Annotated in this window: 21 protein-coding genes, 1 tRNA gene and 1 pseudogene; 14 read left to right on the forward strand and 9 right to left on the reverse strand. The window is 69.9% G+C overall.

The window, feature by feature from the left end; genetic code table 11:
* Window positions 1-6: 6 nt before the first annotated feature.
* Complete coding sequence (locus ACZ573_RS10645; RefSeq protein ID WP_471302636.1) at window positions 7-1,158, reverse strand: alpha/beta hydrolase; 1,152 nt, start codon at window positions 1,156-1,158, stop codon at window positions 7-9.
* A gap of 219 nt (window positions 1,159-1,377) precedes the next feature.
* Window positions 1,378-2,040, reverse strand: a complete 663-nt coding sequence (locus ACZ573_RS10650; RefSeq protein ID WP_471301895.1) for a TetR/AcrR family transcriptional regulator — start codon at window positions 2,038-2,040, stop codon at window positions 1,378-1,380.
* 387 nt (window positions 2,041-2,427) lie between these two features.
* Here ACZ573_RS10650 and ACZ573_RS10655 point away from each other — a divergent pair, with 387 nt between their 5' ends.
* Window positions 2,428-2,829 (forward strand): peptidase inhibitor family I36 protein, encoded by a 402-nt coding sequence (locus ACZ573_RS10655; protein WP_471301898.1) that lies wholly within the window; start codon window positions 2,428-2,430, stop codon window positions 2,827-2,829.
* Here ACZ573_RS10655 and ACZ573_RS10660 read toward each other — a convergent pair.
* Both ACZ573_RS10660 and aceE read right to left on the reverse strand, forming a co-directional pair.
* The gene (locus tag ACZ573_RS10660) at window positions 2,810-3,655 is read right to left on the reverse strand and encodes a potassium channel family protein (protein ID WP_471301901.1); all 846 of its coding nucleotides are present in this window, start codon (window positions 3,653-3,655) and stop codon (window positions 2,810-2,812) included. The genes ACZ573_RS10655 and ACZ573_RS10660 overlap by 20 nt on opposite strands.
* Window positions 3,656-3,744: 89 nt before the next feature.
* A complete protein-coding gene (gene aceE, locus ACZ573_RS10665; protein ID WP_471301904.1) occupies window positions 3,745-6,477 on the reverse strand; it encodes a pyruvate dehydrogenase (acetyl-transferring), homodimeric type in 2,733 nt (910 codons plus the stop codon).
* Window positions 6,478-6,936: 459 nt separating this feature from the next.
* Here aceE and ACZ573_RS10670 point away from each other — a divergent pair, with 459 nt between their 5' ends.
* From ACZ573_RS10670 to ACZ573_RS10695, 6 genes are all read left to right on the forward strand, one after another.
* Entirely contained in the window at window positions 6,937-7,362 is a 426-nt protein-coding gene (locus ACZ573_RS10670; protein WP_189736701.1) for a DUF3052 domain-containing protein, read from the forward strand.
* A 161-nt stretch (window positions 7,363-7,523) separates the two neighbouring features.
* Complete coding sequence (locus ACZ573_RS10675) at window positions 7,524-7,982, forward strand: peroxiredoxin (protein ID WP_453422000.1); 459 nt, start codon at window positions 7,524-7,526, stop codon at window positions 7,980-7,982.
* A 166-nt stretch (window positions 7,983-8,148) separates the two neighbouring features.
* Complete coding sequence (locus ACZ573_RS10680) at window positions 8,149-8,724, forward strand: TerD family protein (RefSeq protein ID WP_030715382.1); 576 nt, start codon at window positions 8,149-8,151, stop codon at window positions 8,722-8,724.
* A 193-nt stretch (window positions 8,725-8,917) separates the two neighbouring features.
* Window positions 8,918-9,493 carry a TerD family protein gene (locus tag ACZ573_RS10685; RefSeq protein ID WP_030715379.1) on the forward strand — a complete coding sequence of 192 codons (576 nt, stop codon included), beginning with the start codon at window positions 8,918-8,920 and terminating at the stop codon, window positions 9,491-9,493.
* 25 nt (window positions 9,494-9,518) lie between these two features.
* A complete protein-coding gene (locus ACZ573_RS10690) occupies window positions 9,519-10,634 on the forward strand; it encodes a DUF475 domain-containing protein (RefSeq protein WP_471301909.1) in 1,116 nt (371 codons plus the stop codon).
* A 122-nt stretch (window positions 10,635-10,756) separates the two neighbouring features.
* On the forward strand, window positions 10,757-11,497 hold the full coding sequence (locus tag ACZ573_RS10695; RefSeq protein ID WP_301371421.1) for a TerD family protein: 741 nt from the start codon (window positions 10,757-10,759) through the stop codon (window positions 11,495-11,497).
* A 116-nt stretch (window positions 11,498-11,613) separates the two neighbouring features.
* Here the strand turns inward: ACZ573_RS10695 and ACZ573_RS10700 are convergent, their stop codons facing one another.
* Window positions 11,614-12,384 carry a TerD family protein gene (locus tag ACZ573_RS10700; RefSeq protein WP_471301912.1) on the reverse strand — a complete coding sequence of 257 codons (771 nt, stop codon included), beginning with the start codon at window positions 12,382-12,384 and terminating at the stop codon, window positions 11,614-11,616.
* Between the two features lie 194 nt (window positions 12,385-12,578).
* On the opposite strand from ACZ573_RS10700, the gene ACZ573_RS10705 reads away from it, so the two are divergent.
* The 4 genes from ACZ573_RS10705 to ACZ573_RS10720 all read left to right on the forward strand — a co-directional run bounded on the left by ACZ573_RS10705 (window position 12,579) and on the right by ACZ573_RS10720 (window position 17,855).
* Window positions 12,579-13,745, forward strand: coding sequence for an HpcH/HpaI aldolase/citrate lyase family protein (locus tag ACZ573_RS10705; RefSeq protein WP_471301915.1), 1,167 nt, complete (start codon window positions 12,579-12,581; stop codon window positions 13,743-13,745).
* 65 nt (window positions 13,746-13,810) lie between these two features.
* The gene (locus ACZ573_RS10710) at window positions 13,811-16,372 is read left to right on the forward strand and encodes a phosphoribosyltransferase (RefSeq protein ID WP_471302639.1); all 2,562 of its coding nucleotides are present in this window, start codon (window positions 13,811-13,813) and stop codon (window positions 16,370-16,372) included.
* Window positions 16,369-17,199, forward strand: coding sequence for an HAD family hydrolase (locus tag ACZ573_RS10715; protein ID WP_471301918.1), 831 nt, complete (start codon window positions 16,369-16,371; stop codon window positions 17,197-17,199). The genes ACZ573_RS10710 and ACZ573_RS10715 overlap by 4 nt, the downstream gene beginning before the upstream one ends.
* Window positions 17,196-17,855 (forward strand): O-methyltransferase, encoded by a 660-nt coding sequence (locus ACZ573_RS10720; protein ID WP_390799544.1) that lies wholly within the window; start codon window positions 17,196-17,198, stop codon window positions 17,853-17,855. The genes ACZ573_RS10715 and ACZ573_RS10720 overlap by 4 nt, the downstream gene beginning before the upstream one ends.
* A gap of 58 nt (window positions 17,856-17,913) precedes the next feature.
* Here the strand turns inward: ACZ573_RS10720 and ACZ573_RS10725 are convergent, their stop codons facing one another.
* The 3 genes from ACZ573_RS10725 to ACZ573_RS10735 all read right to left on the reverse strand — a co-directional run bounded on the left by ACZ573_RS10725 (window position 17,914) and on the right by ACZ573_RS10735 (window position 20,253).
* Window positions 17,914-18,126, reverse strand: coding sequence for an FmdB family zinc ribbon protein (locus tag ACZ573_RS10725; RefSeq protein ID WP_094744670.1), 213 nt, complete (start codon window positions 18,124-18,126; stop codon window positions 17,914-17,916).
* Window positions 18,127-18,189: 63 nt separating this feature from the next.
* The gene (locus ACZ573_RS10730; RefSeq protein WP_471302642.1) at window positions 18,190-18,756 is read right to left on the reverse strand and encodes a DUF4383 domain-containing protein; all 567 of its coding nucleotides are present in this window, start codon (window positions 18,754-18,756) and stop codon (window positions 18,190-18,192) included.
* 252 nt (window positions 18,757-19,008) lie between these two features.
* A complete protein-coding gene (locus tag ACZ573_RS10735; protein WP_471301922.1) occupies window positions 19,009-20,253 on the reverse strand; it encodes a coiled-coil domain-containing protein in 1,245 nt (414 codons plus the stop codon).
* A gap of 105 nt (window positions 20,254-20,358) precedes the next feature.
* Between ACZ573_RS10735 and ACZ573_RS10740 the strand changes: the two genes are divergently transcribed.
* The 3 genes and pseudogenes from ACZ573_RS10740 to ACZ573_RS10750 all read left to right on the forward strand — a co-directional run bounded on the left by ACZ573_RS10740 (window position 20,359) and on the right by ACZ573_RS10750 (window position 22,471).
* Window positions 20,359-20,433, forward strand: a tRNA-Val gene (locus ACZ573_RS10740).
* Between the two features lie 237 nt (window positions 20,434-20,670).
* Window positions 20,671-21,048 (forward strand): annotated as a pseudogene (locus ACZ573_RS10745) (Twin-arginine translocation pathway signal); the annotation flags it as partial.
* A 181-nt stretch (window positions 21,049-21,229) separates the two neighbouring features.
* On the forward strand, window positions 21,230-22,471 hold the full coding sequence (locus ACZ573_RS10750) for a DUF4365 domain-containing protein (protein ID WP_471301925.1): 1,242 nt from the start codon (window positions 21,230-21,232) through the stop codon (window positions 22,469-22,471).
* A 1,005-nt stretch (window positions 22,472-23,476) separates the two neighbouring features.
* On the opposite strand, the gene ACZ573_RS10755 is transcribed toward ACZ573_RS10750, so the two are convergent.
* Entirely contained in the window at window positions 23,477-24,346 is an 870-nt protein-coding gene (locus ACZ573_RS10755; RefSeq protein ID WP_471301928.1) for a hypothetical protein, read from the reverse strand.
* Between the last annotated feature and the right edge of the window lie 946 nt (window positions 24,347-25,292).

Consider the following 25,292-nt stretch of genomic DNA (forward strand, 5'->3'; position numbering starts at 1 on the left):
CGCGCGTCAGTCCTGCTCTGTCCCGGAAATCCCGCGCCGGCACGCATCGTTCCCGGTCGCACAGACAACGGAAGCGAACGCGCCGGTTCCGATCTTGGCGAAGTTGTCCATCGAGTCCGTACCTGGCGCGAAATAGCCGGTGTGGCTCTTGGCCCGGGCCGAGGACAGCAGCCGCGCGCCGAACGCCGGGGAGACCGGATCGGCACCGTGGCCCAGACCGCCGACCTCCAGGTGCGGCACGTCGGCGATCCAGTCGCCCTCGTCGCGCGTCGCCCAGACCCGCGCCGAGGTGTGCAGCCCGGCGACGTTCTCCGCGCGCATCCCGGGGCTGCCCGCCACCACCACGTCGGTCACCCGGTGCGGCAGCTCGTGCGCCGCGACACCGCAGACCACCGATCCGTAGCTGTGGCAGAACAGCGCCACGCTCGCGTCCCCGGGCAGGGCCGTGGTCAGGGACTTCAGCAGCTCGGCGCCGTCGGCGGCCATGCGGCCCGAGGCGGCGTCCACGCCGATGCCGGTGGGGGCGGTGTAGCCGGCCCAGGCGATGACCGCCGTCCGGCTGTCCGGCTCGGCCGCCCGCTGGGCCTCGTACAGGGACTCGGCCATGCCGACCGGGGAGGTCAGCCGGCGCTGGGTGCGCTCGAAGGTGAGCACGTCGGTGTCGACACCGGGGACGATCACCGAGACCCGCTCGGCCACGGCGAGATCACCGAAGACCTCGGCCACGCGGCCGTTGCCGCTCGGGTCGAAGGCGAGGATCTGGCGGCCCGGCTCGGTGAGCGAGGTGAAGCGGTGGGAGCGCCGGGTGGCCGTGGACCGGTCGGCGGGGGTCAGCGCGACATCGCGGCTGCGGGCCTCCTCGATCCGGCGGGCCTGCTCCAGGCCCTGCTGGTTGGCCCGGTAGCGGACGGCCGCGGGAGCCCCGTCGAGGTTGCCCACGACGAGCGGGTAGCCGTCGGCGAGCCGGGCGCGCTGGGCACCGTCGAGGCCCGCGAAGAAACGGGCCACCGTCCGTGCGGGGGCGTCCGCGGGGGGCACCGGGCGGCCGTCGACCCGGGCCTTGGCCCAGGCGCCAAGGGCTGCGACCCGCAGCGGGGTGTCCTGCTCGGGCCGGTGCACGGCCGTCCAGCCGGTGGTCGCCAGCATGATGAAGACCACCGCCAGTGCGAGCAGGGCACGCAAAGCGGCAGGGCGCGGGTCGGCGCCGAGGGCGGTGGGGTGGGCAAGGCCGGGCACGTTCACTGTGACCAGCCTATGAGACGTCTTACGCCACAGGCGTGCCGGGTGACAGGACTCACGGCCGACCGTGGGACTCCGTGAGGCCCGGGCGCAGGACCCTCCGGCCCGTCGGCGGACCGGACGGCACGGGCCGCCGGGCTACGCGGACCCGCGCCAATTGGAGGTCAGCGCCGGGCCGATCCGGTCGAGGTAGGTCTCCGTCAGTCCCCGGATCGACTCCACACTGGTGTCCTCGCCCTTCCCCCAGAGCCGCCCCGTGACGCGCATCACGCCGCAGAACGCGGCGACCGCGACCCGCGGCCTCGGATCGGCGTCCACGTCGAGCCCCTCGCGGGCGCCGATCAGCCGGGAGATCCGTTCCTCCAGCTCCGTGGAGCGCCGCAGGTGCACGGCGAGCAGGGCCGGGGTGGACTCGATCAACCGGTAGCTGCGCATGTAGAGATCGACCGGGACCACCTCGGACAGGGTCAGCTCGACGCTGTCCCAGGCCGCGAGCGCCGCGCCCCGCAGGGCCTCGAAGGGCCCCTCGGCCGCCGGCCGGGCGTGCAGTTCGGCGACGAACCGCGACTCGACCAGCCCCTGGAGGGCGAAGACGACCTCCTCCTTGTTGGCGAAGTAGCGGAAGAAGGTGCGCTGGGACACGTTCACGGCGTCGGTGATCTCGTCGACGGTGGTGCGCTCGTACCCCTGGGAGAGGAACAGCAGGAGGGCGGCGCGCAGCAGCGCGTTCCGGGTGCGCCGTTTCTTGCGTTCGCGCAGTCCGGTCACCGGCGCGGCCGTCGCCGACCGCTCGTCGGTCATCACCGCGGGGCTCCCTTCTGACGCCGAGTGGGCGGTCAGAGTACCGGTGACCGACGGGGTGGCGACCGCTGCGTTAAGCCGTTTGCGACGCCACCGTCCGAGGTCCTCGGCCGGCCCGCGGGAGCGCTCGCGCATGACACGTTCGGGTGCGGGCCGGGCCGGGTCCGCACCCCGGCCGGGGCGGCCGCGGGCCCGGCCCCGCGGCTGCCGGAGGCGTCAACTCCGTACGTACGAAGGCCATGCCGCAGGGTTTTGCCGGGGCTGTCGCCTATCCGGGTGGACCCGTCCGGGGCCTCTTCCGCCCGGCCGTCGCCGCAGGTCAGCGTGGTGTCGGCGGAGCTTCCGGAAACGGTCCGGCGCCCGCCGTCCACAAGGAGTTGACCCGTCATGCGTACGTGTCGAAACGCCCGCGCCACCACCACGACCACCCTCGCCGCGACCGTCCTGGCCCTCACCGCCCTCATCCCGAGTACGGCCACCACGGCGCACGCCGCGGCCCCGCCGACCCTCGGGGCCTGCGCGACCGGACAGCTGTGCCTGTGGGCGAAACCGGAGTTCAAGGGAGCGCGGCAGACGCACGAGCTCAGCAACCTGGACATCAACAGCTGCACCGCGCTGCCGGCCGGGACCAGCGCCCAGTCCCTCACCAACCGCACCGGGCGCCCGGTGACCACCTACCAGTCGGCCGAGTGCGCCGAGACGGGCGAGTTCCAGACCTATCCGGGCGACGGGGTCTGGCTGCCCCAGTCGCCCTACCAGGTGCGGGCGTTCAAGGTGTGGGAGAGGTAGCTTCCCGCTGCGCCGGGGCGTTCGGCGGGTCGGCCGGGGTCGCGTCCGGGGGCCCGGCTGCGGCTGCGGCTGCGGCCGGGACCGCGCTCGTGGCCGGGGCCGTGGTGCCGCCCAGCCGGGCGACCTCGCCGCGCAGCGCCCGTACCTCGTCCCGCAGTTCCCGGATGGCCGCCAGCTGGAGCATGTCCGCCCGGTCGTCGCGTTCGAAGCGGGAGATGAACCACGCGGCGATGTTGGCGGTCACCACACCGAGCAGGGCGATTCCCGACAGCATCAGACCGACGGCCAGGACCCGGCCGAGACCGGTGGTGGGCGAATGGTCCCCGTACCCGACCGTCGTCATCGTGGTGAAGGACCACCACACCGCGTCGCCCAGGTTCTTGATGTTCCCGTCGGGAGCGTCCCGCTCCACACTCAGCACCGCCAGCGAGCCGAACATCAGCAGCCCCACGACGGCCCCGGCCACATACGTCGTCAGCTGGATCTGCGGAGCCATCCGGGCCCGCCGGCCCACCAGCATCAAGGTGGCGACCAGCCGCAGCAGGCGCAGCGGCTGCACGAGCGGCAGCACCACGGCGGCCAGGTCCAGCCAGTGGGTCCGGACGAAGTGCTTGCGGTCCGCCGCGAGGGCGAGGCGGACCAGGTAGTCGACGGCGAAGGCCCCCCACACCCCCCACTCGACGTGTGTGCAGGCCCGGTGCACCTCCACACGCGCGTCGGGGGCGACGATGGGCACGGCGTACGCCACGGCGAAAGCCACGGCGAGCAGGAGCAGCGGGGTCTGGCTCCGCCGCTCCCACAACAGCTGGCGGGAGGGTTCCTTCATGCCGAGCATCGTAAGGAACCCGTAAAGGGGAACGGGCCCCGGCCGAAGCCGGGACCCGCCCAGTGTCATCCGTCCCGCTGCGGGCGGGTCTACGCGTCGCCGCCCGCGGCGCCCGGGTCCGCCGCCGTCACGTCCAGCAGCTGGTACCGGTCGACCGCCTGCTTCAGCACCGAGCGGTCGATCTTCCCCGCCCGCGCGAGCTCGGTGAGCGTCGCCAGGACCACCGACTGGGCGTCGATGTGGAAGAAGCGGCGCGCCGCGCCCCGGGTGTCCGCGAAGCCGAAGCCGTCCGCACCCAGCGAGGTGTACGCACCCGGCACCCACCGCGAGATCTGGTCCGGAACCGCCCGCATCCAGTCCGAGACAGCCACGAACGGCCCCTCCGCACCCGACAGCTTCCGCGTCACGTACGGGACGCGCTGCTCCTCCTCCGGGTGGAGCAGGTTGTGCTGCTCCACCTCGACCGCCTCGCGGCGCAGCTCGTTCCAGGAGGTCGCCGACCAGACGTCCGCCCGGACGCCCCAGTCGGCCGCCAGGATCCGCTGCGCCTCCAGCGCCCACGGCACCGCCACGCCCGAGGCCATCAGCTGCGCCCCGATCGTGCCGTCGGTGCCCTGCGACACCCGGTGGATGCCCTTGAGGATGCCGTCCACGTCGACGTCCGCCGGCTCGGCCGGGTGCTGGATCGGCTCGTTGTAGACGGTCAGGTAGTAGAAGACGTCCTCCGCCTCCGGGCCGTACATCCGCCGCAGACCGTCCTTGACGATGTGCGCGATCTCGTAGCCGTAGGCCGGGTCGTACGCCACGCAGCCCGGGTTGGTCGAGGCCAGCAGCTGGGAGTGACCGTCGGCGTGCTGGAGGCCCTCACCCGTGAGAGTGGTCCGTCCCGCGGTCGCGCCGAGGACGAAACCGCGCGCGAGCTGGTCGGCCATCTGCCAGAACTGGTCACCCGTGCGCTGGAAACCGAACATCGAGTAGAAGACGTAGACCGGGATCAGCGGCTCGCCGTGCGTCGCGTACGCCGAGCCCGCGGCGATCAGCGAGGCCGTGCAGCCCGCCTCCGAGATGCCGTCGTGCAGCATCTGGCCGGTCGGGGACTCCTTGTACGCGAGCAGCAGGTCGCGGTCGACCGCCTCGTACTGCTGGCCCAGCGGGTTGTAGATCTTGGCGCTCGGGAAGAAGGCGTCCATACCGAAGGTGCGGTACTCGTCGGGCGCGATCAGCACGAAGCGCTTGCCGATCTCCTTGTCCCGCATCAGGTCCTTCAGGATGCGGACGAAGGCCATGGTCGTGGCGATCGACTGCTGCCCGGACCCCTTCTTGGCGGCCGCGTACGTCTTGTCGTCCGGCAGCTGCAGCGGCTTCGCGCGCACCACACGGGTCGGCACGTACCCGCCCAGCGCGCTGCGCTGGTCGTGCATGTACTGGATCTCGGGGGAGCTCGGGCCCGGGTGGTAGTACGGCGGGGCCCCGCCCTCCAGCTGCGCGTCCGTGATCGGGATGTGCAGACGGTCGCGGAAGCGCTTGAGGTCGTCGACCGTCAGCTTCTTCATCTGGTGCGTCGCGTTGCGGCCCTCGAAGTTCGGGCCGAGCGTCCAGCCCTTCACAGTCTGGGCCAGGATCACCGTCGGCTGGCCCTTGTGGGCCTTGGCCGCCGCGTAGGCCGCGTAGACCTTCTTGTGGTCGTGACCGCCGCGGCCCAGGTGCTGGATCTGCTGGTCGGACATGTTCTCGACCATCGCGCGCAGCCGCTGGTCGCCGCCGAAGAAGTGCTCGCGGATGTACGCGCCCGACTCGGTGGCGTACGTCTGGAACTGTCCGTCGGGCGTGGAGTTCATCTTGTTGACGAGGATGCCGTCGCGGTCCTGGGCCAGCAGCGGGTCCCAGGAACGGTCCCAGATCAGCTTGATGACGTTCCAGCCGGCCCCGCGGAAGATCGACTCCAGCTCCTGGATGATCTTGCCGTTTCCGCGTACCGGGCCGTCGAGGCGCTGCAGGTTGCAGTTGACGACGAAGGTCAGGTTGTCCAGACCCTCACGGGCCGCGATCGACAGCTGGCCCAGCGACTCCGGCTCGTCCATCTCGCCGTCGCCGAGATACGCCCAGACGTGGGACTTGGAGGTGTCGGCGATACCGCGCGCCTCCATGTACCGGTTCATCCGCGCCTGGTAGATCGCCCCGAGCGGACCGAGGCCCATCGAGACGGTCGGGAACTCCCAGAAGTCGGGCATCAGCCGCGGGTGCGGGTAGCTCGAAAGGCCGTACGGGGCCTTCGACTTCTCCTGGCGGAAGGAGTCGAGCTGCTGTTCGGTGAGACGGTCCAGGAGGTAGGCGCGGGCGTAGATACCGGGGGAGGCATGGCCCTGGAAGAAGATCTGGTCGCCGCCGTCGCCCTCGTCCTTGCCGCGGAAGAAGTGGTTGAAGCCCACGTCGTAGAGGGAGGCGGAGGAGGCGAACGTGGCGATGTGGCCGCCGACGCCGATACCGGGACGCTGGGCGCGCGAGACCATGACGGCCGCGTTCCAGCGGGTGGCGTTGAGGACCTTGCGCTCGATCTCCTCGTTGCCGGGGAAGAACGGCTCGTCCCGGGTGGCGATCGTGTTGACGTAGTCCGTGCTGCGCATCTCCGGCACGGCCACGCGCTTCTCGCGGGCCCGCTCGATCAGCCGCAGCATCAGGTAGCGGGCCCGTTCACGGCCCCGCTCGTCGACTGCGGCGTCCAGGGAGTCGAGCCACTCCTGCGTCTCCTCCGGATCGAAGTCCGGGACCTGACTCGGCAGGCCGCCAATGATGATCGGATTGCGATCGGATGCGGAAGCCACGCTGTTCCTTCGCTGTCGGGGGAGTCGTGCCTTGGGTTCGCCGCCTCCCATGCTCTTACGCTGGGCCGAAATCTTCATCTTTACCACCGGGTAATCCCTGGAAACCGCAGGGAACCCGGGAGGGAAGGATCGGCAGGGATCCGTCGCGAGTCCGGCCAAACTGCAACCTTACGCCCAACACGGGCACCGGCTTCGTAAGACCGTTCGTCCCTCAAACAGGTAGGAAAGTCCTCAAGCGTCGACGATGATGCCGAATGAGCTGGAATGGTGTGGGATGAATCACGAGAGGTGCACACGGGAAGCCTGAAAGTTGCGGCGAGACGGCCGCAATCGTCACCGTTTCGACGGTCTCGGCGGCCGGGTACTTGCGCGATCCGCCGCGCCCGTGTGGACTACGCCCAATGCTGCGCGTACGCGCGCCGCCGAAGACATTCACCGAACATGAGCAGGAGGCACCCCGTGAGCGCGACCGCGGACCACGCGGAGAGCCTGGCCGCCCGGCTGGGTTTCCAGTCCGAACAGGTGGTCCAGGAGATCGGCTACGACGAAGACGTCGATCAGGAATTCCGTGACGCTGTCGAGAAGCTCGTCAGCGAGCTCGCCGACGAGGACTACGACGACGTCGCCGACGCGGTGCTGTTGTGGTTCCGCGACGAGGACGGCGACCTGACGGACGCCCTGGTCGACGCGACCGAGCTGGTCGAGGACGGCGCACTGATCCTGCTGCTGACCCCCAAGACGGGCCGTGACGGCTACGTCGAGGCCAGTGACATCAGCGAGGCCGCCGAGACGGCCGGCCTCTCCCTGGCCAAGGGTCTGCCCGTCGGCAAGGAGTGGACGTCCACCAAGCTGGTGACGCCGAAGGCGGCCAAGGCCAAGCGCTGAGCCGCAACCGCAGCCGAGCGGACACGCAACCACACCCCGCCGACCAGGTGACCCCGGTCTGCGGGGTGTGTGCGTTCCATGACCTGCCCACGTCCAGGGCCTAGTCTGTGACTCACCCGAACAGCCCAACGCGGGGATGCGGGAACGAAGGGATGCGAGAGATGGCGATCGAGGTCGGCGACAAGGCCCCGGACTTCGAGCTCAAGGACAACCACGGCGCCACCGTGCGGCTCTCCGACTTCCGGGGCGAGAAGGCAGTGGTGCTGCTCTTCTACCCGTTCGCCTTCACCGGCGTCTGCACCGGCGAGCTGTGCGAGCTGCGCGACCAGCTCCCGCGCTTCCAGAACGACGACGTGCAGCTCCTGGCCGTCTCCAACGACTCCGTGCCCACCCTGCGGGTCTTCGGGGAGCAGGAGGGCCTGGAGTATCCGCTGCTGTCGGACTTCTGGCCGCACGGGGAGACCTCGCGCGCCTACGGCGTCTTCGACGAGGACAAGGGATGCGCGGTCCGCGGCACCTTCATCATCGACAAGGAGGGCGTCGTGCGCTGGACTGTCGTCAACGGACTGCCCGACGCGCGTGACCTGAACGAGTACATCAAGGCACTCGACAGTCTCTGAGCGCGGCCGAGCGGGCCGTACACGCATTTTCCCTGCGAAAACCGCTTACAGGCGGGAACCCGTCACTAGGATCGAAACGTTGATCCGGTAGCTCCTCCGGTCACGGCCGGGAGGGCCCCCTGCACGACGGGGCACCGCCCCACACACAGAACCCAATGGAGGACCCGTGGGAGTCAGCCTCAGCAAGGGCGGCAACGTCTCGCTGACCAAGGCCGCGCCTAACCTGACGGCGGTCATCGTCGGTCTGGGCTGGGATGCTCGCACCACCACCGGTGTCGACTTCGACCTCGACGCCAGCGCGATCCTGACCAGCGACCAGGGCAAGGTCACCAGCGACGCGAACTTCGTCTTCTTCAACAACCTGAAGAGCCCCGACGGCTCGGTCGAGCACACCGGTGACAACACCACCGGTGAGGGCGAGGGCGACGACGAGGCGATCAAGGTCAACCTGGCCGGCGTCCCGGCCGACGTCGCCAAGATCGTCTTCCCGGTCTCGATCTACGAGGCCGAGAGCCGCCAGCAGAGCTTCGGCCAGGTCCGCAACGCGTACATCCGTGTGGTGAACCAGGCCGACAACAGCGAGCTCGCCCGTTACGACCTCTCCGAGGACGCCTCGACCGAGACCGCCATGGTCTTCGGCGAGCTGTACCGCAACGGTGCGGAGTGGAAGTTCCGCGCCATCGGCCAGGGTTACGCATCGGGCCTGCGCGGCATCGCGCAGGACTTCGGCGTCAACGTCTGAGCCTGAGAGCAGTCCGTCCGTCCGGCGCCGTGCACTGTGTGTACGGCGCCGGACCGGCTTTACCCGCGGACACCGCCGCGGGCGGCACACCGCCACACCGCACCGCGCCACACCGCGCCACACCCGCCACACCGCACCACACCCGCCACACCGCACCACACCCGCCACACCGTCGTCCGGGGAGGACCACAACATGGGCGTCACACTCGCCAAGGGGGGCAATGTCTCCCTCTCCAAGGCCGCACCGAACCTCACCAGGGTTCTGATCGGTCTCGGATGGGACGCGCGCTCGACCACGGGAGCCGATTTCGACCTCGACGCCAGCGCGCTGCTCTGCAACAGCGGCCGGGTGCTGGGGGACGAGTACTTCGTCTTCTACAACAACCTGAAGAGCCCCGACGGCTCCGTCGAACACACGGGGGACAACCTCACCGGCGAGGGTGAAGGCGACGACGAGTCGATCATCATCGACCTCACCAAGGTGCCGGCAGCCGTGGACAAGATCGTCTTCCCGGTCTCGATCCACGACGCGGACTCCCGCCGGCAGAGCTTCGGCCAGGTCAGCAACGCCTTCATCCGCGTGGTGAACCAGGCCGACGGCCAGGAACTGGCCCGCTACGACCTGTCCGAGGACGCGTCCAGCGAAACCGCGATGATCTTCGGCGAGGTCTACCGGTACGGGGGCGAATGGAAGTTCCGTGCGGTGGGGCAGGGGTACGCGTCGGGGCTCCGGGGCATCGCTCTAGACTTCGGGGTCAACGTTTCGTAAAGCCGTACAAGACGATGGGGTGCCAGTGCTTCTCAAAACCTTCGGCTGGTCGTTCGCAATCACTGCGCTCGGTCTGGTCGCAGCGGTGTTCTACGGGGGGTGGCAAGCCTTCGGGATCGTGGCGATCCTGTCGGTCCTCGAGATCTCGCTGTCTTTCGACAACGCGGTGGTCAACGCCGGAATCCTGAAGAAGATGAATGCCTTCTGGCAGAAGATCTTCCTCACCGTCGGCGTACTCATCGCGGTCTTCGGTATGCGACTGGTCTTCCCCGTTGTGATCGTCGCGATCAGCGCCAAGATCGGGCCCATCGAGGCCGTGGAACTGGCCCTCAATGACAAGGAGATGTACGAGCAGCTCGTCACCGACGCGCACCCGTCCATCGCCGCGTTCGGTGGCATGTTCCTGCTGATGATCTTCCTCGACTTCATCTTCGAGGACCGTGACATCAAGTGGCTCGCCTGGCTGGAGCGTCCCCTCGCCAAGCTCGGCAAGGTCGACATGCTGTCCGCCTGCATCGCGCTGATCGTCCTGGTCGTCGCCTCGATGACCGTCGGGGCCCACGCCCACCAGCACGGTGGCGTCCACGTGGACAAGGCGCAGACCGTCCTGATCTCCGGCATCCTCGGCCTGATCACCTACATGGTCGTCGGCGGCCTCTCCGGCTACTTCGAGGACAAGCTGGAGGAAGAGGAGGAGGCCGAGCACGAGGCGGAGGAAGAGGCCAAGCGGACCGGCAAGCCCGTCTCGGCCGTCGCCATGGCCGGCAAGGCCGCCTTCTTCATGTTCCTCTACCTCGAGGTCCTCGACGCCTCCTTCTCCTTCGACGGGGTCATCGGCGCCTTCGCCATCACCAACGACATCGTGCTCATGGCCCTCGGCCTCGGCATCGGTGCCATGTACGTCCGTTCGCTGACGGTCTACCTGGTCCGCCAGGGCACTCTCGACGACTACGTCTACCTGGAGCACGGGGCGCACTACGCCATCGGCGCGCTCGCCGTGATCCTGCTCGTCACCATCCAGTACGAGATCAACGAGATCATCACCGGTCTCGTCGGCGTGCTGCTCATCGGATGGTCCTTCTGGTCCTCGGTGCGCCGCAACAAGCGCCTGGAACTGGAGGGTTCCACGGCCGAGGCATGACCGCGGCGGTAATGCGGAACGCTCCATTGCGGGGCGGTCCACCGGGTCCGAGGACCCGGCGGGCCGCCCCGCTTCCGTAGGCTCAGGGCGATCAGGGGATCAGGGGACCAGGGGGGTAGGGGATGGGCTTCTTCGACGGCATCATGGGCAGCCGGGCCGTGCAGTTCCAGTCGGGCAGTGCCTCGTCGAACGCGATCGAGCTGAACAAGCGACATGCGACGGTGTCGCTCACCAAACAGGGGGCCGTCCACGGCAATCTGCGCGTGAACCTGTCCTGGCGCATGCGCACCTCGGACATCGGGGGCCGCTCCGGCCAGAGCGGCCAGCTCTTCCGGCACCCGTTCAAGCTGTTCAAGCCGGACATGGTGCAGGCGCACACCCAGGGCATGGTCAATGTCGACCTCGACATGGGCTGCCTGTACGAGCTGACGGACGGCACCCGCGGCGCGGTGCAGCCGCTGGGGAACCTGCTGGGCGACCTCAACGACCCGCCGTACGTCAAGCTCAGCGGGGACGACCGGTTCGGCTCGGCGTCGGGGGAGACCCTCTACGTCAACCTCGACCACGCCGACGAGATCAAGCGGCTGCTGGTCTTCGTCTACATCTACGACCAGACCCCGGCCTTCGACCGGACGCACGCCATGGTCACCCTCTACCCCGTCACGGGGCCGCGGATCGAGATCCCGCTGGACGAGCGGCACCCGCAGGCCCGCTCCTGCGCGGTCGTCTCCCTGGAGAAGGTCAAGGGCGAGCTCGTGGTCCGGCGCGAGGTGAAGTTCGTGTACGGATTCCAGGCCGAGCTGGACCGGCTGTACGGCTGGGGGCTCCAGTGGGGGCGGGGCTACAAGAGCACCAAGAGCTGACCGGGGCCCCGGGACGGGTGATCGTCCGCGGGGCCCGCGGCGCGAGCCGGGCCGGCGCCGGCGAAGTCGGCCGGGCGGCTGCGTCAGCCGGTCAGCCGGTCAGCCGGTCGGCTGCGTCAGCGGCGGATGAACTGCGGGCCCTGTACCGGCAGCCGGAAGGACGGATCGCCGCCCGGACCGGGCACCGGGGCCGGGGACACCGGCTGCGGGTACCCGTAGGCGGGCTGGACGGGCGGCGGGGCCTGAGTGGGCGGGGCCATCATCGCCGTCTGCTCGGAAGCGGGCCCGGAGCCGGGACCGGCGCCGGCACCGGTCGCGGGGGCCGCCTCGGCCTCGGCGGCGTTCTCGTCGACCGAGATCCCGTGGTCGGTCGCGAGCCCCACCAGTCCGTCGGAGTAGCCCTCGCCGAGCGCCCGGAACTTCCACCCCTCGCCCCGCCGGTACAGCTCCCCGCAGATCAGCGCCGTCTCGGCACCGGTCTCGGGCCGTACGTCGAAGTAGGCCAGCGGTTCGGAGCCGCCGGTCGCGGCGGCGTCGTAGAGGAGGATCCGCAGGTCGTGGACCCGCTGGAACGGGACGTCCTCGGCGGAGGCGACCACCAGGATCCGGTCCACCGTGGGCGTCACCGCGCGCAGGTCCGCCTGGACGGCGTCCGTGATCGCGTCACCGATCTGCTTCTTGCCGAGCCGCCAGACGGCCCCCGAGGGGTGCCGGGGCTGGTTGTAGAAGACGAAGTCCTCGTCCGAACGCACCCGGCCGTCCGGGCCGACGAGCAGCGCCGAGGCGTCGACGTCCGGCACCTCGGGGCCGCCGGTCCAGCGCAGCACCGCCCGGACCGCCACGGCGGCCACCGGGATGTTCGAGCCCTTCTGCATCGCGTGCGTCATGCACGTCATCCTGCCCTCCCGGGGTGGACAGGGACAATGCGGCCCCCCGTAGGGCCTTGTCTCGAACGCGAGACCTGGGCATGGTGCAAGAGGGTTACCTGAACTTCATGTGCTTGAGGAACTCTTGACTCACGTTCGTACGTACTATTACCGGCCATGCCAGTTGGGCCGCCGAGGGAGTACGGGGGAAGCACATGCGTCACTTTGGGCACATATCGCCCACCGTCCGTAAGGACCTCTTCCACCAGGAACCGGCGGAATTCACCGGAGCCTCACCCTCCCGCGTCCTCGCGGCGGCGCTGGGAGCCACCCTCTACAGCCCGGCCACCCGGCCCACGCTCGCGGCCGACATCCGCAAGCAGGCCGGCCGCGGAGTCGTCTCGATGGTGCTCTGCCTGGAGGATTCCATCAGCGACGGCGATGTCACCGGAGCCGAGGAGAACCTCGTCCGGCACTTCTCCGAGCTCGACGGCGACGGCGCGGAGCTCCCGCTGCTCTTCATCCGCGTCCGTACGCCCGAGCAGATACCCGACCTGGTGCGCCGGCTGGGCGGCTCCGTGCGCCGACTGGCCGGATTCGTACTCCCGAAGTTCGACGAGAACCGCGGGATCGCCTTCCTCGAAGCCGTCGCCGAGGCGGAGGCCGCCGGCGGACTGCCCCGCCTGTATGCCATGCCGGTCCTGGAAACCCCGGACCTCCTCCACCTCGAAACCCGCGTCGAGGCCCTCGCCGGCATCTCCCGCACGGTCAACAGCCACCGCGAGCGGGTCCTCGCGCTGCGGCTCGGCGTGACCGACTTCTGCTCCGCCTACGGCCTGCGCCGCACGCCCGACATGACCGCCTACGACGTCCAGATCGTGGCGGGCGTCATCGCGGACGTCGTCAACGTCCTCAGCCGGGCCGACGGCACCGGCTTCACGGTGACCGGGCCCGTCTGGGAGTACTTCCGCAGCCAGCAGCGCCTCTTCAAGCCCCAGCTGCGCCGCAGCCCCTTCCTGGAGGAGGGCGTGGAGGAACTGCGCACCGCCCTGATCGAGCACGACCTGGACGGACTGCTGCGCGAGATCGAGCTGGACCGGGCCAACGGGCTGCTCGGCAAGACCTGCATCCACCCCGCCCACGTCACGCCCGTGCACGCACTGTCGGTGGTCTCGCACGAGGAGTTCTGCGACGCGCAGGACATCCTGCGCCCCGAGCGAGGCGGCGGCGGCGTGATGCGCAGCGCCTACACGAACAAGATGAACGAGGTGAAGCCCCACCGGGCCTGGGCCGAGCGCACCATGCTGCGCGCCGAGGTCTTCGGTGTGGCGAAGGAGGAGGTCGGCTTCGTCGACCTGCTCACGGCCGGGCTCCAGGTGTGAGCAGGCCCTTGGAAAAGGACGCGCGGCCGCCGGCGGCCGCGCGGACGACGAGGAAAGGCAAGACGATCGAAGCAGTGTGGTCGGGTACCTGGGTCGCCGAGCGGCTGGGCGTCAGCCTGGAGGACTCCGAAGGCGGTCCGCGGCTGACGGAGCTGCTCGGACTGGCCCTGCGCCGCAACCCCAAGCGGGCGCACCTGCTGGTCTCGCAGGTGCTGGGCAAGCACGTCCCGCAGTCCCCGCGGACGGTGTACGCGGCCGGGTACGGGCTCGGCGAACGTGTCCGGGCACTGCTCGGCGCGGACGGCGCCGCGGCCGCCGTGGTCCTCGGCTATGCCGAGACCGCCACCGGGCTCGGCCACTGCGTGGCCGACGGCCTGGGTGGCGCCCCCTACCTGCACTCCACCCGCCGCCCCGTGCCGGGCGTGGAGCCCGCGGGCGGCTTCGAGGAGGCGCACTCGCACGCCACCTCGCACCTGCTGCTGCCCGAGGACCCGCGACTGCTGGCCGGCAGCGGGCCCCTGGTCCTTGTCGACGACGAGTTCTCCACCGGCAACACGGTCCTGAACACCATCCGCGACCTGCACGCCCGCCACCCCCGCTCGCACTACGTCGTCGTCGCCCTCGTCGACATGCGCTCGCCGGCCGATCGCGACCGGCTCACCGCCTTCGCTGCCGAGCTGGGCGCGCGCGTGGACCTCATCGCCCTCGCCTCGGGCACCGTCTCCCTCCCGGACGACGTCCTCGCCAAGGGCCAGGCCCTGGTCGAGGAACACGAGGCTCTGGCCGAGGACGACCCCGCAGCCGGGCCAATCCAGCCCGCGCCCCGGGCCGAAGCGGAGCCCGAGGGTCCCGCCGAGGACGACCCCGCAGCCGGGCATGACCAGCCCCTCCGGCGTTTGAGGAGCGGGGTCCGGGGCGGAGCCCCGGCAGACGGCCCGCAGCCGGTCACGCGCGTCGACCTGAACTGGCCCTCCGGGCTCCCCGACGGCGGCCGCCACGGCTTCAGCCCCGCCCACCGCGCCCGCCTGGAGGCGGCCCTGCCGGAACTCGCCGACCAGCTCACGGCCGCGCTCGGCACCGCCGCACCCGGCCGGATCCTCGTCCTCGGCAACGAAGAGCTGATGTACGCGCCGCTGCGCCTCGCCAAGGCCCTGGAGGAGACGGGCGCGGCCCGCGAGGTCCGCTTCTCCACCACCACCCGCTCGCCGGTGCTCGCCGTCGACGACCCCGGCTACGCCATCCGCACCCGGCTCGTCTTCCCGGCCCACGACGCCCCCGCCGACGGCCCCGGCGACCGCTACGCCTACAACGTCGCGGGCGCCGGCTTCGACGCCGTCGTCGCCGTCGTCGACTCGGCCGGCGACACCCCCGAACTCCACGCCGGGCTGCTCGCGGCCCTCGCCCCGCACACCGGCCGCGTCGTGCTCGCCGTCGTCCCCTCGTACGTACCCGGCATACCAGACACACCCCACCGGCAGGAGCCGATCATGCCCGAGCCCCTGCGCGGCCCCGCCTTCTCCTCGTACGCCCCCGAGGACGTCGGCTGGCTGCTCCAGGACTTCTCCGACGTCGAGCTGGAGGCACCGACGGAGGAACGTGAGGAGGCGATACAGGCGGGCGGCGCGCACTACGCCGAATCCCTGCCCGTCGAGTACCAGCCGTCCCCCCAGTACCAGGAGCTGTACGGGAGCGCGCTCGCCGCCTCCGCCGCCCGCGTGGCCCGGGCCGTCGGCACGGTCACCGAGACCGTCCTCGCCGAGCGCTCCCCGTCCCCGGTCCTGGTCTCCCTGGCCCGCGCCGGTACCCCCGTAGGCGTACTGATGCGCCGCTGGGCCCGCGCCCGCCACGGCCTGGACCTGCCGCACTACGCCGTCTCCATCGTGCGCGGCCGCGGCATCGACGCCAACGCCCTGCGCTGGCTGGCCGCCCACCACGACCCGGCCGACGTCGTCTTCGTCGACGGCTGGACCGGCAAGGGCGCCATCACCCGCGAGCTGCGCGAAGCCCTCTCCGAGTTCGACGGCTTCAATCCGGAGATCGTCGTCCTCGCCGACCCCGGCTCCTGCGTCGGCACGTACGGCACCCGGGAAGACTTCCTGATCCCCTCCGCCTGTCTCAACTCCACCGTCTCCGGTCTCATCTCGCGTACGGTTCTGAGGTCCGACCTCGTCGGTCCCGACGACTTCCACGGCGCGAAGTTCTACCGCGAGCTCGCCGGAGCCGACGTCTCCGTCGCCTTCGTCGACACCGTCGCCGCCCACTTCGACGCGGTGGCCGACGCCGTCGACGAGGAGGTCAAAGAGCTCCTCGCGGCCGACCGCACACCCACCTGGGAGGGCTGGGCGGCGGTCGAGCGGATCAGCGAGGAGTACGGCATCCACGACGTGAACCTCGTCAAGCCCGGCGTCGGCGAGACCACCCGCGTCCTGCTGCGCCGGGTGCCGTGGAAGATTCTGGCGCAGCGCGGCGCCGGGGCCGACCTGGACCACGTACGGCTGCTCGCCGAGCAGCGCGGCGTCCCGGTGGAAGAGGTCGACGGGCTGCCCTACACGTGCGTAGGACTCATCCACCCCCGATTCACGCGCGGCGCCACCGGCGCCGACGGAAAGGCTGTGGCCTCGAAGTGACTGTCCTCGTAGCCAGTGATCTCGACCGTACGCTCATCTACTCGACGGCCGCCCTCGGCCTGACCATGCCCGACCCGGTGGCCCCGCGGCTGCTGTGCGTCGAGGTCCACGAGAGCAAGCCGCTGTCCTACATGACGGAGACGGCGGCGGGACTGCTGGCGGAGCTGACGGCCGACCCCTCGGTGGTCTTCGTCCCCACCACCACCCGGACCCGCAAGCAGTACCAGCGCATCCGCTTCCCCGGCCGCCCGGCCCCGTACGCCATCTGCGCCAACGGCGGGCAGCTCCTCGTCGACGGGGTCCCGGACCGGGACTGGCGGCGGCAGGTCGCGGCGCGCCTGGCCGAGGAGTGCGCCCCCCTGGAGGAGGTGCACCAGCACCTGCTGGCCACGGCCGACCCGGCATGGCTGCGCAAGACGCGCCTGGCGGAGGACCTCTTCGCATACCTCGTCGTCGAACGGGCCCTGGTCCCGGACGAATGGCTCAAGGCCCTGACCCGGTGGGCCGAGGACCGCGGCTGGACGGTCTCCCTCCAGGGCCGGAAGATCTACGCGGTCCCGCGCCCGCTCACCAAGAGCGCGGCGATGCGCGAGGTCGCCCGCCGCACGGGAGCCTCCACCACCCTCGCGGCCGGCGACTCGCTGCTGGACGCGGACCTGCTGCTGGCGGCGGACGCGGCCTGGCGCCCGGGCCACGGCGAACTGGCCGACGCGGCGTGGACGGCGCCGACGGTGACCGCGCTGGCCACGGCGGGCGTCCTGGCGGGCGAGGAAATCGTGCGCGCATTCGCCCAGGAGGCGGCCCGACTGGGCAGACTGGACGCATGACCAAGGGCAACAGCACCAAGATCACCGACGAGCTCTACCGGTACATGCTCGACCACAATCCCCCGCTGGACCAGGTCCAGCGGGGGCTGGTGGCGACGACGTACACCAAATTCCCGGACGTGGCCGGGATGCAGTCGGCGGAGGAGCAGGGGCCGCTGCTGGCCTTCCTGGTGAGGCTGACAGGCGCCCGCCACATCGTGGAGGTCGGCACCTTCACCGGCTTCTCGGCCCTGTCGATGGCTCAGGCGCTGCCCGCCGACGGCCGCCTCATCGCCTGCGACGTCTCCGAGGAATGGACGCAGTACGGCCGGCAGGCCTGGGAGGAGGCGGGCGTCGCGGACCGCATCGAGCTGCGCATCGCACCGGCGCTGGAGACCCTGCGCGCGATGCCGGCCGAACCGCACATCGACATGGCCTACGTGGACGCGGACAAGCAGAGCCAGATCTCCTACTGGGAGGAGCTCGTGCCGCGACTGCGTCCCGGCGGCCTGATCGTCACCGACAACACGCTGTTCCACGGCACGGTCCTCGACGAGTCGGCCACGGGCGCGGCGGCCGGAGTCCGCGCCTTCAACGACCACGTGTCGGCCGACCCGCGCATGGAATCCGTCCTGCTCGCGATCTCGGACGGCCTGACCCTGTCGCGCAAGCGCTGAGGCTCCAGCCGGGGGATCCGGGGTCCGGGGTCTGGGATCCGGGACCCGGGACCCGGGATCAGCCGCAGCCGCCGCCACCACAGCAGCCGCCCCCGCCGCCCATCGCGGGCGCGGGAGCGCTGCTCGTCCCGCCCACGGCGACGGCGGACAGCAGCTTCACGGTGTCGGAGTGCCCCGCCGGGCAGTCGGCGGGCGCGGAGGACTCGGCCATGGGCCGGCTGACCTCAAAGGTGTCGTCGCAGGTCCGGCAGCGGTAATCGTATCGAGGCATGCGCACAGGCTAAGCGCGCCCGGCGCCCGGGCGCTACGTACGGCGCGGCCGCATACCTCGCGGCTACGGGCAGCGTCCGTGCATGACGGGGGTCAGGGGGGCCTGCCCCTGAGCGCGCCGCACCCGGTCCTCCCGGGCCGCCTGCTCGGGGTGACGGGCCCGCCAGTACGGATTGTCGTGGGGCAGGGCGCTGCCCACCCGCCCGTACATCCCGAACCACATCAGCATCACGCCGACGACGAAACTGAACAGCACGTTCTGGATCTTGAAGGCCAGGAAGTTCAGCCCTGTGTCCAGGAGCGCGAGATTCACGAACCCGCTCGCTATGAAGAGGACGCCCACCACGATGTTCAGGGTCGAGGCGAAGGTGCCGCCCACCACCATCCCGTAGATCAGCAGCACGCCGATGCAGATCGACAGGACGCTCAGCGCCCCGTTGGTGTTCAGGGCGAGCACCGTGTCCCCGCCGGTGTCGAAGAACCCGATCTGGTTGACCAGCCCCAGGACCCCGAACACCACCAGCAGCAGACCCATCAGCCCCGCCCCGACCCGGTACACCTGGCTGAGCTTGTGGTCGGTGGGCAGATGATCGTCGAGCTGCGCGTTGACGGGGTGCAGCACGCGTGCCATGCGCCGCGAGACCGTGTCGGAAAGGCGCGGTGGGGCGGGCGCGTCGGGATCGGGCTCATGGGCGACGTAGGGCGCGTAGTGCTCGTGCGGTTCCGTGCACCCGTACGCCGCATGAGCCACATAAGGCTCATGGGTCACAGGAGGCTTGTTGGTGGTGTGGGCAGCCATGGTGCCCTCCTCTGGTCCGTTCCCGGCACCTCCCAGCATCCGTCGTAGACCGCCCGGAAACAACCGGGTCCCGGCCCGGACGCCCTAGGCGTGCCCGCGCTCGGCCCGGATCCCGTTCACCACCCGGTTCACGGAGGCCCGGACGTCCGCCATCTCCAGCAGGAACGCCCAGTAGTCCGGATGCCGCCCCTCCAGCGCCGAAACCGCCCGGGCCACCCGTGCCACCGCATCGTCCAGCGGCCGCGCGTGCTGCGGATCCGGCACAGTGCGCCCCGCCATCGCCAGCCGCTGCGCATCCCGGATCGCGAAACGGGTCCGGTCCACCTCCGCCTGCGGATCCCGCGCCACCGCCTCCAGCCGCGTCAGCCGGTCCTGCGCCGCCGACACCGCCTCGTCCGTCGCGTCCAGCGAGCCGCGGACCGCCTCGATCAGCGCCCCCACATCGGCCCAGCGCTGCTCGTCCCGGGCCCGGCCGGCCTCCCGCAGCTGCTCCTCGGCCCGCGCCACGTCCTGCACCGCCTGGTCCGGCACGTGCTGCAGGTCCTGCCAGCAGGCCGCACTGAACCGCCGCCGCAGCTCACTGAGCACCGGATCCACCCGGTCCGCCCGGTTGCGCAACGCCTGCGCCCGCGTCCGCAGACTCACCAGCCGCCGGTCGATCTCCGCCGCCCGCTCGGGCAGCCGCGCCACCTCGGCCCGTACCGCCTCCGCATCACGCAGGATCCGGTCGGCACGCTGCACCGTCTCCTGCACACCGTGCTGCGCCGCGCCCTGGTTCAGCTTGGTCAGCTCCGGGCCGAGCGCCGCCAGCCGCGCCGCGAGGTCATCGGCCCGTATCCCCTTGGCCCGTACGGCGTCCAGCGCGTCACTCGCACCGATCAGCGCCGCCCTGGCCCGCTCCCGGGCCGGCGCCACCCGCGCGAGCTGCGTCTCGGCCTTGTCCAGCAGAGGCTGCAGCCCCTGCGCGAACCGCTCCAGCTCCCCCTGGACCCGCACCAGCTCGTCCCGGGCCCGGGTCAGCTGCTCCCGCGCGCGCGTGGCGACCGAGGCCTCCAACTCCGCCCGGTCCAGGTCGTGCGCGTCGACCGCCTCGATGTAGACATGACTGACCTCGTCGATCCGCCGCCCCAGCGCGGCGAACCCCTCGGTCGCCTGCCGCGCGGCGGGCGACCCGTCCGCCGCGGCGATCGTCTCGATCGAGATCCGCAGATCCCGCTGCGCCGTGTCCAGCTCGTAGAACGCGGCCGCGGCGGCATCCTTCGCCGCCTGCGCATCCGCCCGCCGACTCTCGTCCCGCCCGCCGAACCACCGCCGGGATGCCGTCGTCACAATGCCTCTCCCGTACCGCGTCCGCCATGCCCCGGTCCATTCTCTCCCACGGGAACGGGTTTGCGTGGGGGGTGTGCCCGCCATGTAGGCTGTCCACTCATCCACGGGTGCGTAGCTCAGGGGTAGAGCGCTGCTCTTACAAAGCAGATGTCGGCGGTTCGAAACCGTCCGCGCCCACCAGCACAAAGGCCCCCAACCGATCACGGTTGGGGGCCTTCGTATGCCACATCGACGCCACATGACATCCTCGATCGACATCAACGGTGTGGGCCAGACGCGGGTGCCTCGACTCCGGCCAGCGGGTGTCGGAGCGGCGCTCCCGGCGTCTCAGACGGGCTCGATGTTGTCGACGGGGGTCGAGATCTCCCGACCGGACGGTCCGATGGCCGGAGGACCTGGGATTCACGCCACCCTCTGCGAGGAGTGACGCAGGAGATAGCCGTACGGTCCCGTGACCCGCACTTGATCGGGTACTCCCTCGTCAACCAGGCCCAGGTCCGAACGGATTTGGGCGACGGGTATGGGGTCATGGATCGGTGCGAAGCCGCCCTCGACGATTCCGACCACCACCACTTGGTGCCCAAGGTGCGAATCATGGCGATGCAACAGCAGGCTCACGGAGCCGGCCTGATGGGTGATCGGAGGACGGTGGACCGTCTCATCGACACGGCGGGAGGGCTCATTCACCGTGTGGACGACGATCTGCCCTGGGGTAACGCGTGCAGGAGGACCCCCGGCTACCTGGAGGTTCAACGGGCCACTTGCTACGGCAGGCTCGGCCTCGCCCGTGAGGCCGGAGCTCGAGGCCGACGTCCCCGCACCCGGACGGGCCGCTCATCGGCCGCCACTGCCCCCTGACCTGCCATGCGGGTGCCCGTCTCCGGATGATCAGTGTCGGAGGCATGGTGCACAGTGGTGGGTGGCGGAACCTTCTCGCTCCGCCCGGGCAGATGGGGAAACCTCCGGGGGGAGTGGCATGCCGAAGATCGCAAAGGGGCGGCGGGTCGGGCAAGCGGCAGTGAACGCCGTGCGCACGCTGCTCGAGGAGCACGATCACATCGTGCAAGAAATATCCGGGCAGAACGACTTCGGCGAGGACTTCTACGTCACCTTCACCGATGACGGGGACATCACCAGCGACACGATCAAAGTGCAGGTCAAGGGCGGGGACAGCTGGCGCCGGGGAAACGGCTACGCGGTGCCCGTCGAGCGGCACGGCGACACCTGGGCAGACGGCAACATCCCCGTGTACTGCATGGTGTACGACCCGCATGCGAAGGAGTTGTACTGGGCGAACGCCACTCAGCAGCTTCGCCGCTTCGGCCCCCTCAATCCGCCCCGCTTCATCGGCGTCAGCCCCAACGCGGTGCTGAACGACACGACCATCGATTCCTTCGTCACACAGGCCCGCCGCTACGTCGGGCGCTATCGCGGACGCCAAGCAGTCCTCACCCACCTCGGGGAAATGTCCGGGACCGAATTCGACCCTGCGGATCATGTTCTGCACTTTGTCAATGGTGATGACGAGGACGTCATCTTCTGGAAGAGCCCGGGAGCAGCAGTGGCAACGCTGCTGCTCAGCGCTCAGGGATGGAATCCGGCGTGGGTGACCATGGAGTCGCTGATGCGTTCCGAACTTCAGACCACCGACGTGGACCTCGGCCCCCCGGATCCTGATCTGTGCAGCGCGGAGGATCTCGAGCTGAGCAGGTCCGAGACGATGTGGGTGGCCGCATGTTTCATCTCCACCCGTCAGGCTGACGAAGGCCCCGAGGGCGACTTCATCGAGCCGGACGGGTGCGGGGGGTGTGCGAGCTGCACGGGCGACGATCCCGTGGAGCACGGAAGGATCGAAGCGGATGTCATCCACACCTATGTGCTCGAACGCATCCTTGACCGCATCGAAGCCGAGCCGAACCTCGTCGAGCGCTCGATCCAGGCTATGCGCAGACACTCAGCGCTGGGATCGGACATCGTTGCCGAGCTCGGATCCCTTGAGACCGAGCCGCGCTTCGTCCGTCAGGTCAACAAACTGAGCCGGGCAACAGTGCCTACGGTGGAAGACATCGAGCCAGAGGCGTTTCGGCTCGCCATTCTCTACCTGATCGATTGCATCTACGTGGGTGGGCCCTCGCTGCCGCTCGATGAGCAGGTCCGAATCGTCTGGCGCATACCCGAGCCCGACCTCGGCTCTGTGGCGTCCAAGTCGGCCCACTGACCGTTGTCGGCTGCGCGCTGCAACTTCCCACGCGGACGCGCTCCTGGTGACACCAGGGCCCGGTTTGTTCTCGGGGTGCCGAGAGGAGGTTGGGGCGGGACAATCGGGATCCGCGAGGCCTAGTCGGAGCCGGTCGGCAGCCAGAGGCCGATCACCACCTGGGGCGAGACCCCGCCGACGCCGCGGCTGCAGGCCGGGGACATCGTACTGCTGCACTTCACGCCGACGATGGCGGCGGACCTCCGGCGGGCCCTGGACGCGGCGAGGGCGGCCGGGCTGAAGCCGGCGGCCCTCGTGCCGCACCTGAAGGCGGCGGGGGTCTACTAGTACCGCAACCACGGTCATGGGGTGTGCCCGCGTTGTTTGCAGTGGCTGTCGCGGGCGCGTGTCCGGCTGGTCTGCATTCATCGACGGCCCAGTAGGTGAGGTCACTGTGGGCTGCTCCTCCGCCCACGGGCACATGTACGTGAGGCTGCGGGGAGAGCCGGATCAGCGATTGAGGGGCGACCGTGAAAGGCCTCTGCAGCTAGGCGTTGCAGCGGAAGACCCTGGTACGGGGCCCCGGACGCCCATGCCATGAGGCCGACGGCCGCAGGTAGCCGTTGCGGTCGAGGTTCGTTCCGTACGCGTCGGCGACCCTGGTCGGGATCGGGAGGATCGCCACCCAGGCTGTCACCCCCGTCCGACCCGCGGGGGCCCGCCGCAATCGGCACCCCGGCAGAAGGACGGTGGAGCGGACATCGCTCTCGTGCTCAGAGGGTGCGGCCCCCTCCGCGGGGTGCGGGGCGGGGACGAGGGTGGCGTGGGCCGGCTCAGGGGGCGGTGGGCAAGGGCCGAACCTTCGGGACAGGCGGACGGCGTGCCTCGCCCGGACCGGCGAACAGCTGGCCGACGCCGGCCGGGAAACGGTCCTGAGCGCCGGTGAGACCACCTCACCGAGGCAAGCCGGTAGGCGTATCCGGAATCGAGTTCCGACAACTACCAAGATCGAAATTTGATGTCAAGTCACGTACTCCTGTGGCATGACCCGCCCCCGTCCATCGGGTTTATTTGAAGCAGGTCCTCACCGGGGAATCCCCCGGAGGTCGGATATCGCAACCTGTAGCGGATGGATTTGAAAAACCTCCGCATCCTCGAATGGAGAAAACCGATGATGAAGATTTCTCGCAAGATCCTGCTGGCTTCCGCTATCTCTATGACGCTGGCTGCGGGCGTCGCCCTGCCGGCCGTCGCAACGGCCGCGCCGGCACCCCAGATCATGGTTGTCGACAGCACTCCGAACACCCCGAACACTCCGAACACTCCGGGTGGTGGCGGTAATACGCCCAACACGCCGAACACTCCGAACACGCCGAACACCCCGGGGCGTGGTGGCCATAACACGCCGAACACCCCGAACACGCCGAACACCCATGGACGTGGCCATAACACCCCGAACACGCCTAACACCCCGAACACCCCGGGGCGTGGTGGCCATAACACCCCGAACACCCCGAACACCCCGAACACCCCTGGTGGTGGGGGTAACGCTCCGAACACCCCGAACACGCCCAACACCCCTGGTGGTGGGGGTAACGCTCCGAACACCCCGAACACGCCCAACACCCCTGGTGGTGGGGGTAACACCCCGAACACCCCGAACACGCCGAACACCCCTGGCGGTGGGGGTGACGCCCCGAACACGCCCAACACCCCGAACACGCCTAACACCCCTGGTGGTGGGGGCAACACCCCGAACACCCCGAACACGCCCAACACCCCTGGTGGTGGGGGTGGCACTCCGAACACCCCGAACACGCCCAACACGCCTAACTGAGGGGATAAGCGAACGCTGAATTTCGCAAACACATGAAGGTGCCGCGCAGAGAAAGTCACTGCGCGGCACCTTCATGTGATGTGAAGAACTGGGAAGCCGCCCACACCGGTCACGGCTTGACGAAAGACGTAGAGGCACCCTTTCCGGGGATCACGTCTGGGCGGCCGGTATTCGATAGGACCTACATTCCGGTCGGGGCGCTCGGTGTAATCGGGGTGATCGGCTTGTAGGGGGTGTTCGGCGTGCCCGTGCCGTTGGGCGTGTTGGGCGTATTGGGTGTGTTCGGGGTGTTGGGGGTGTTCGGTGTTGCGCCGCCGCCCGGGGTGTTCGGAGTGTTTGGGGTGTTCGGCGTGTTGGGTGTGTTCGGGGTGTTGGGGGTGTTCGGGGTGCCGGGGGTGCCCCCGTACGGGGCGTAGGGCGCGTACGGCGTGTAGGGCGTGTACGGGGCGTACGGCTCGTACGCCGCCTCCTGATCCCGCAGCTGCGGCCCTGCCTGCGCGAGCTGTGCATGCTGCGGCTGGGCGATCGGCGGGAGCTGGGGCAGCTGAGGGAGTCGCGGAAGCTCGGGCAGCTGAGGCAGCTGGGCGACCCGCGGGGTGCTGCCCCGCACGTCGGCGCCGTGGGGAAGGCGGCTACTTGCGTCAGCGGCGTGAGCGCTTCCCGCGCCAAGGGTGGCCAGGCATGCCACCGCCGTAGTAGCGATCATGACCTGTTGGAGCTTGTGCATGAATACTTACCCTCCGTGCATGGCTTTCGTGCGTACGCGATTACCCGGTGCAAGTAGTCGGTTGCTCAAAGTAGACACCGGGGTGCACTTCAGGCCTGTCAGGTGGAACGCGTCGTCACTCCCATCACCCATTCGTCCTCCCCGCCCGTTCCCCCGGGCAGGGGCTACCCGCCCGCCGGCCCCTTCCTGGGCCTCGCGCGCAGGTGAGGCCCGCCGTCGAGGCGTCCGCCGGAGTCGGCCGGCATCCGGGCATGCCGGTTCCTACCTCGATATGGAAC

This window comes from Streptomyces sp. NPDC040545, from assembly GCF_055595065.1.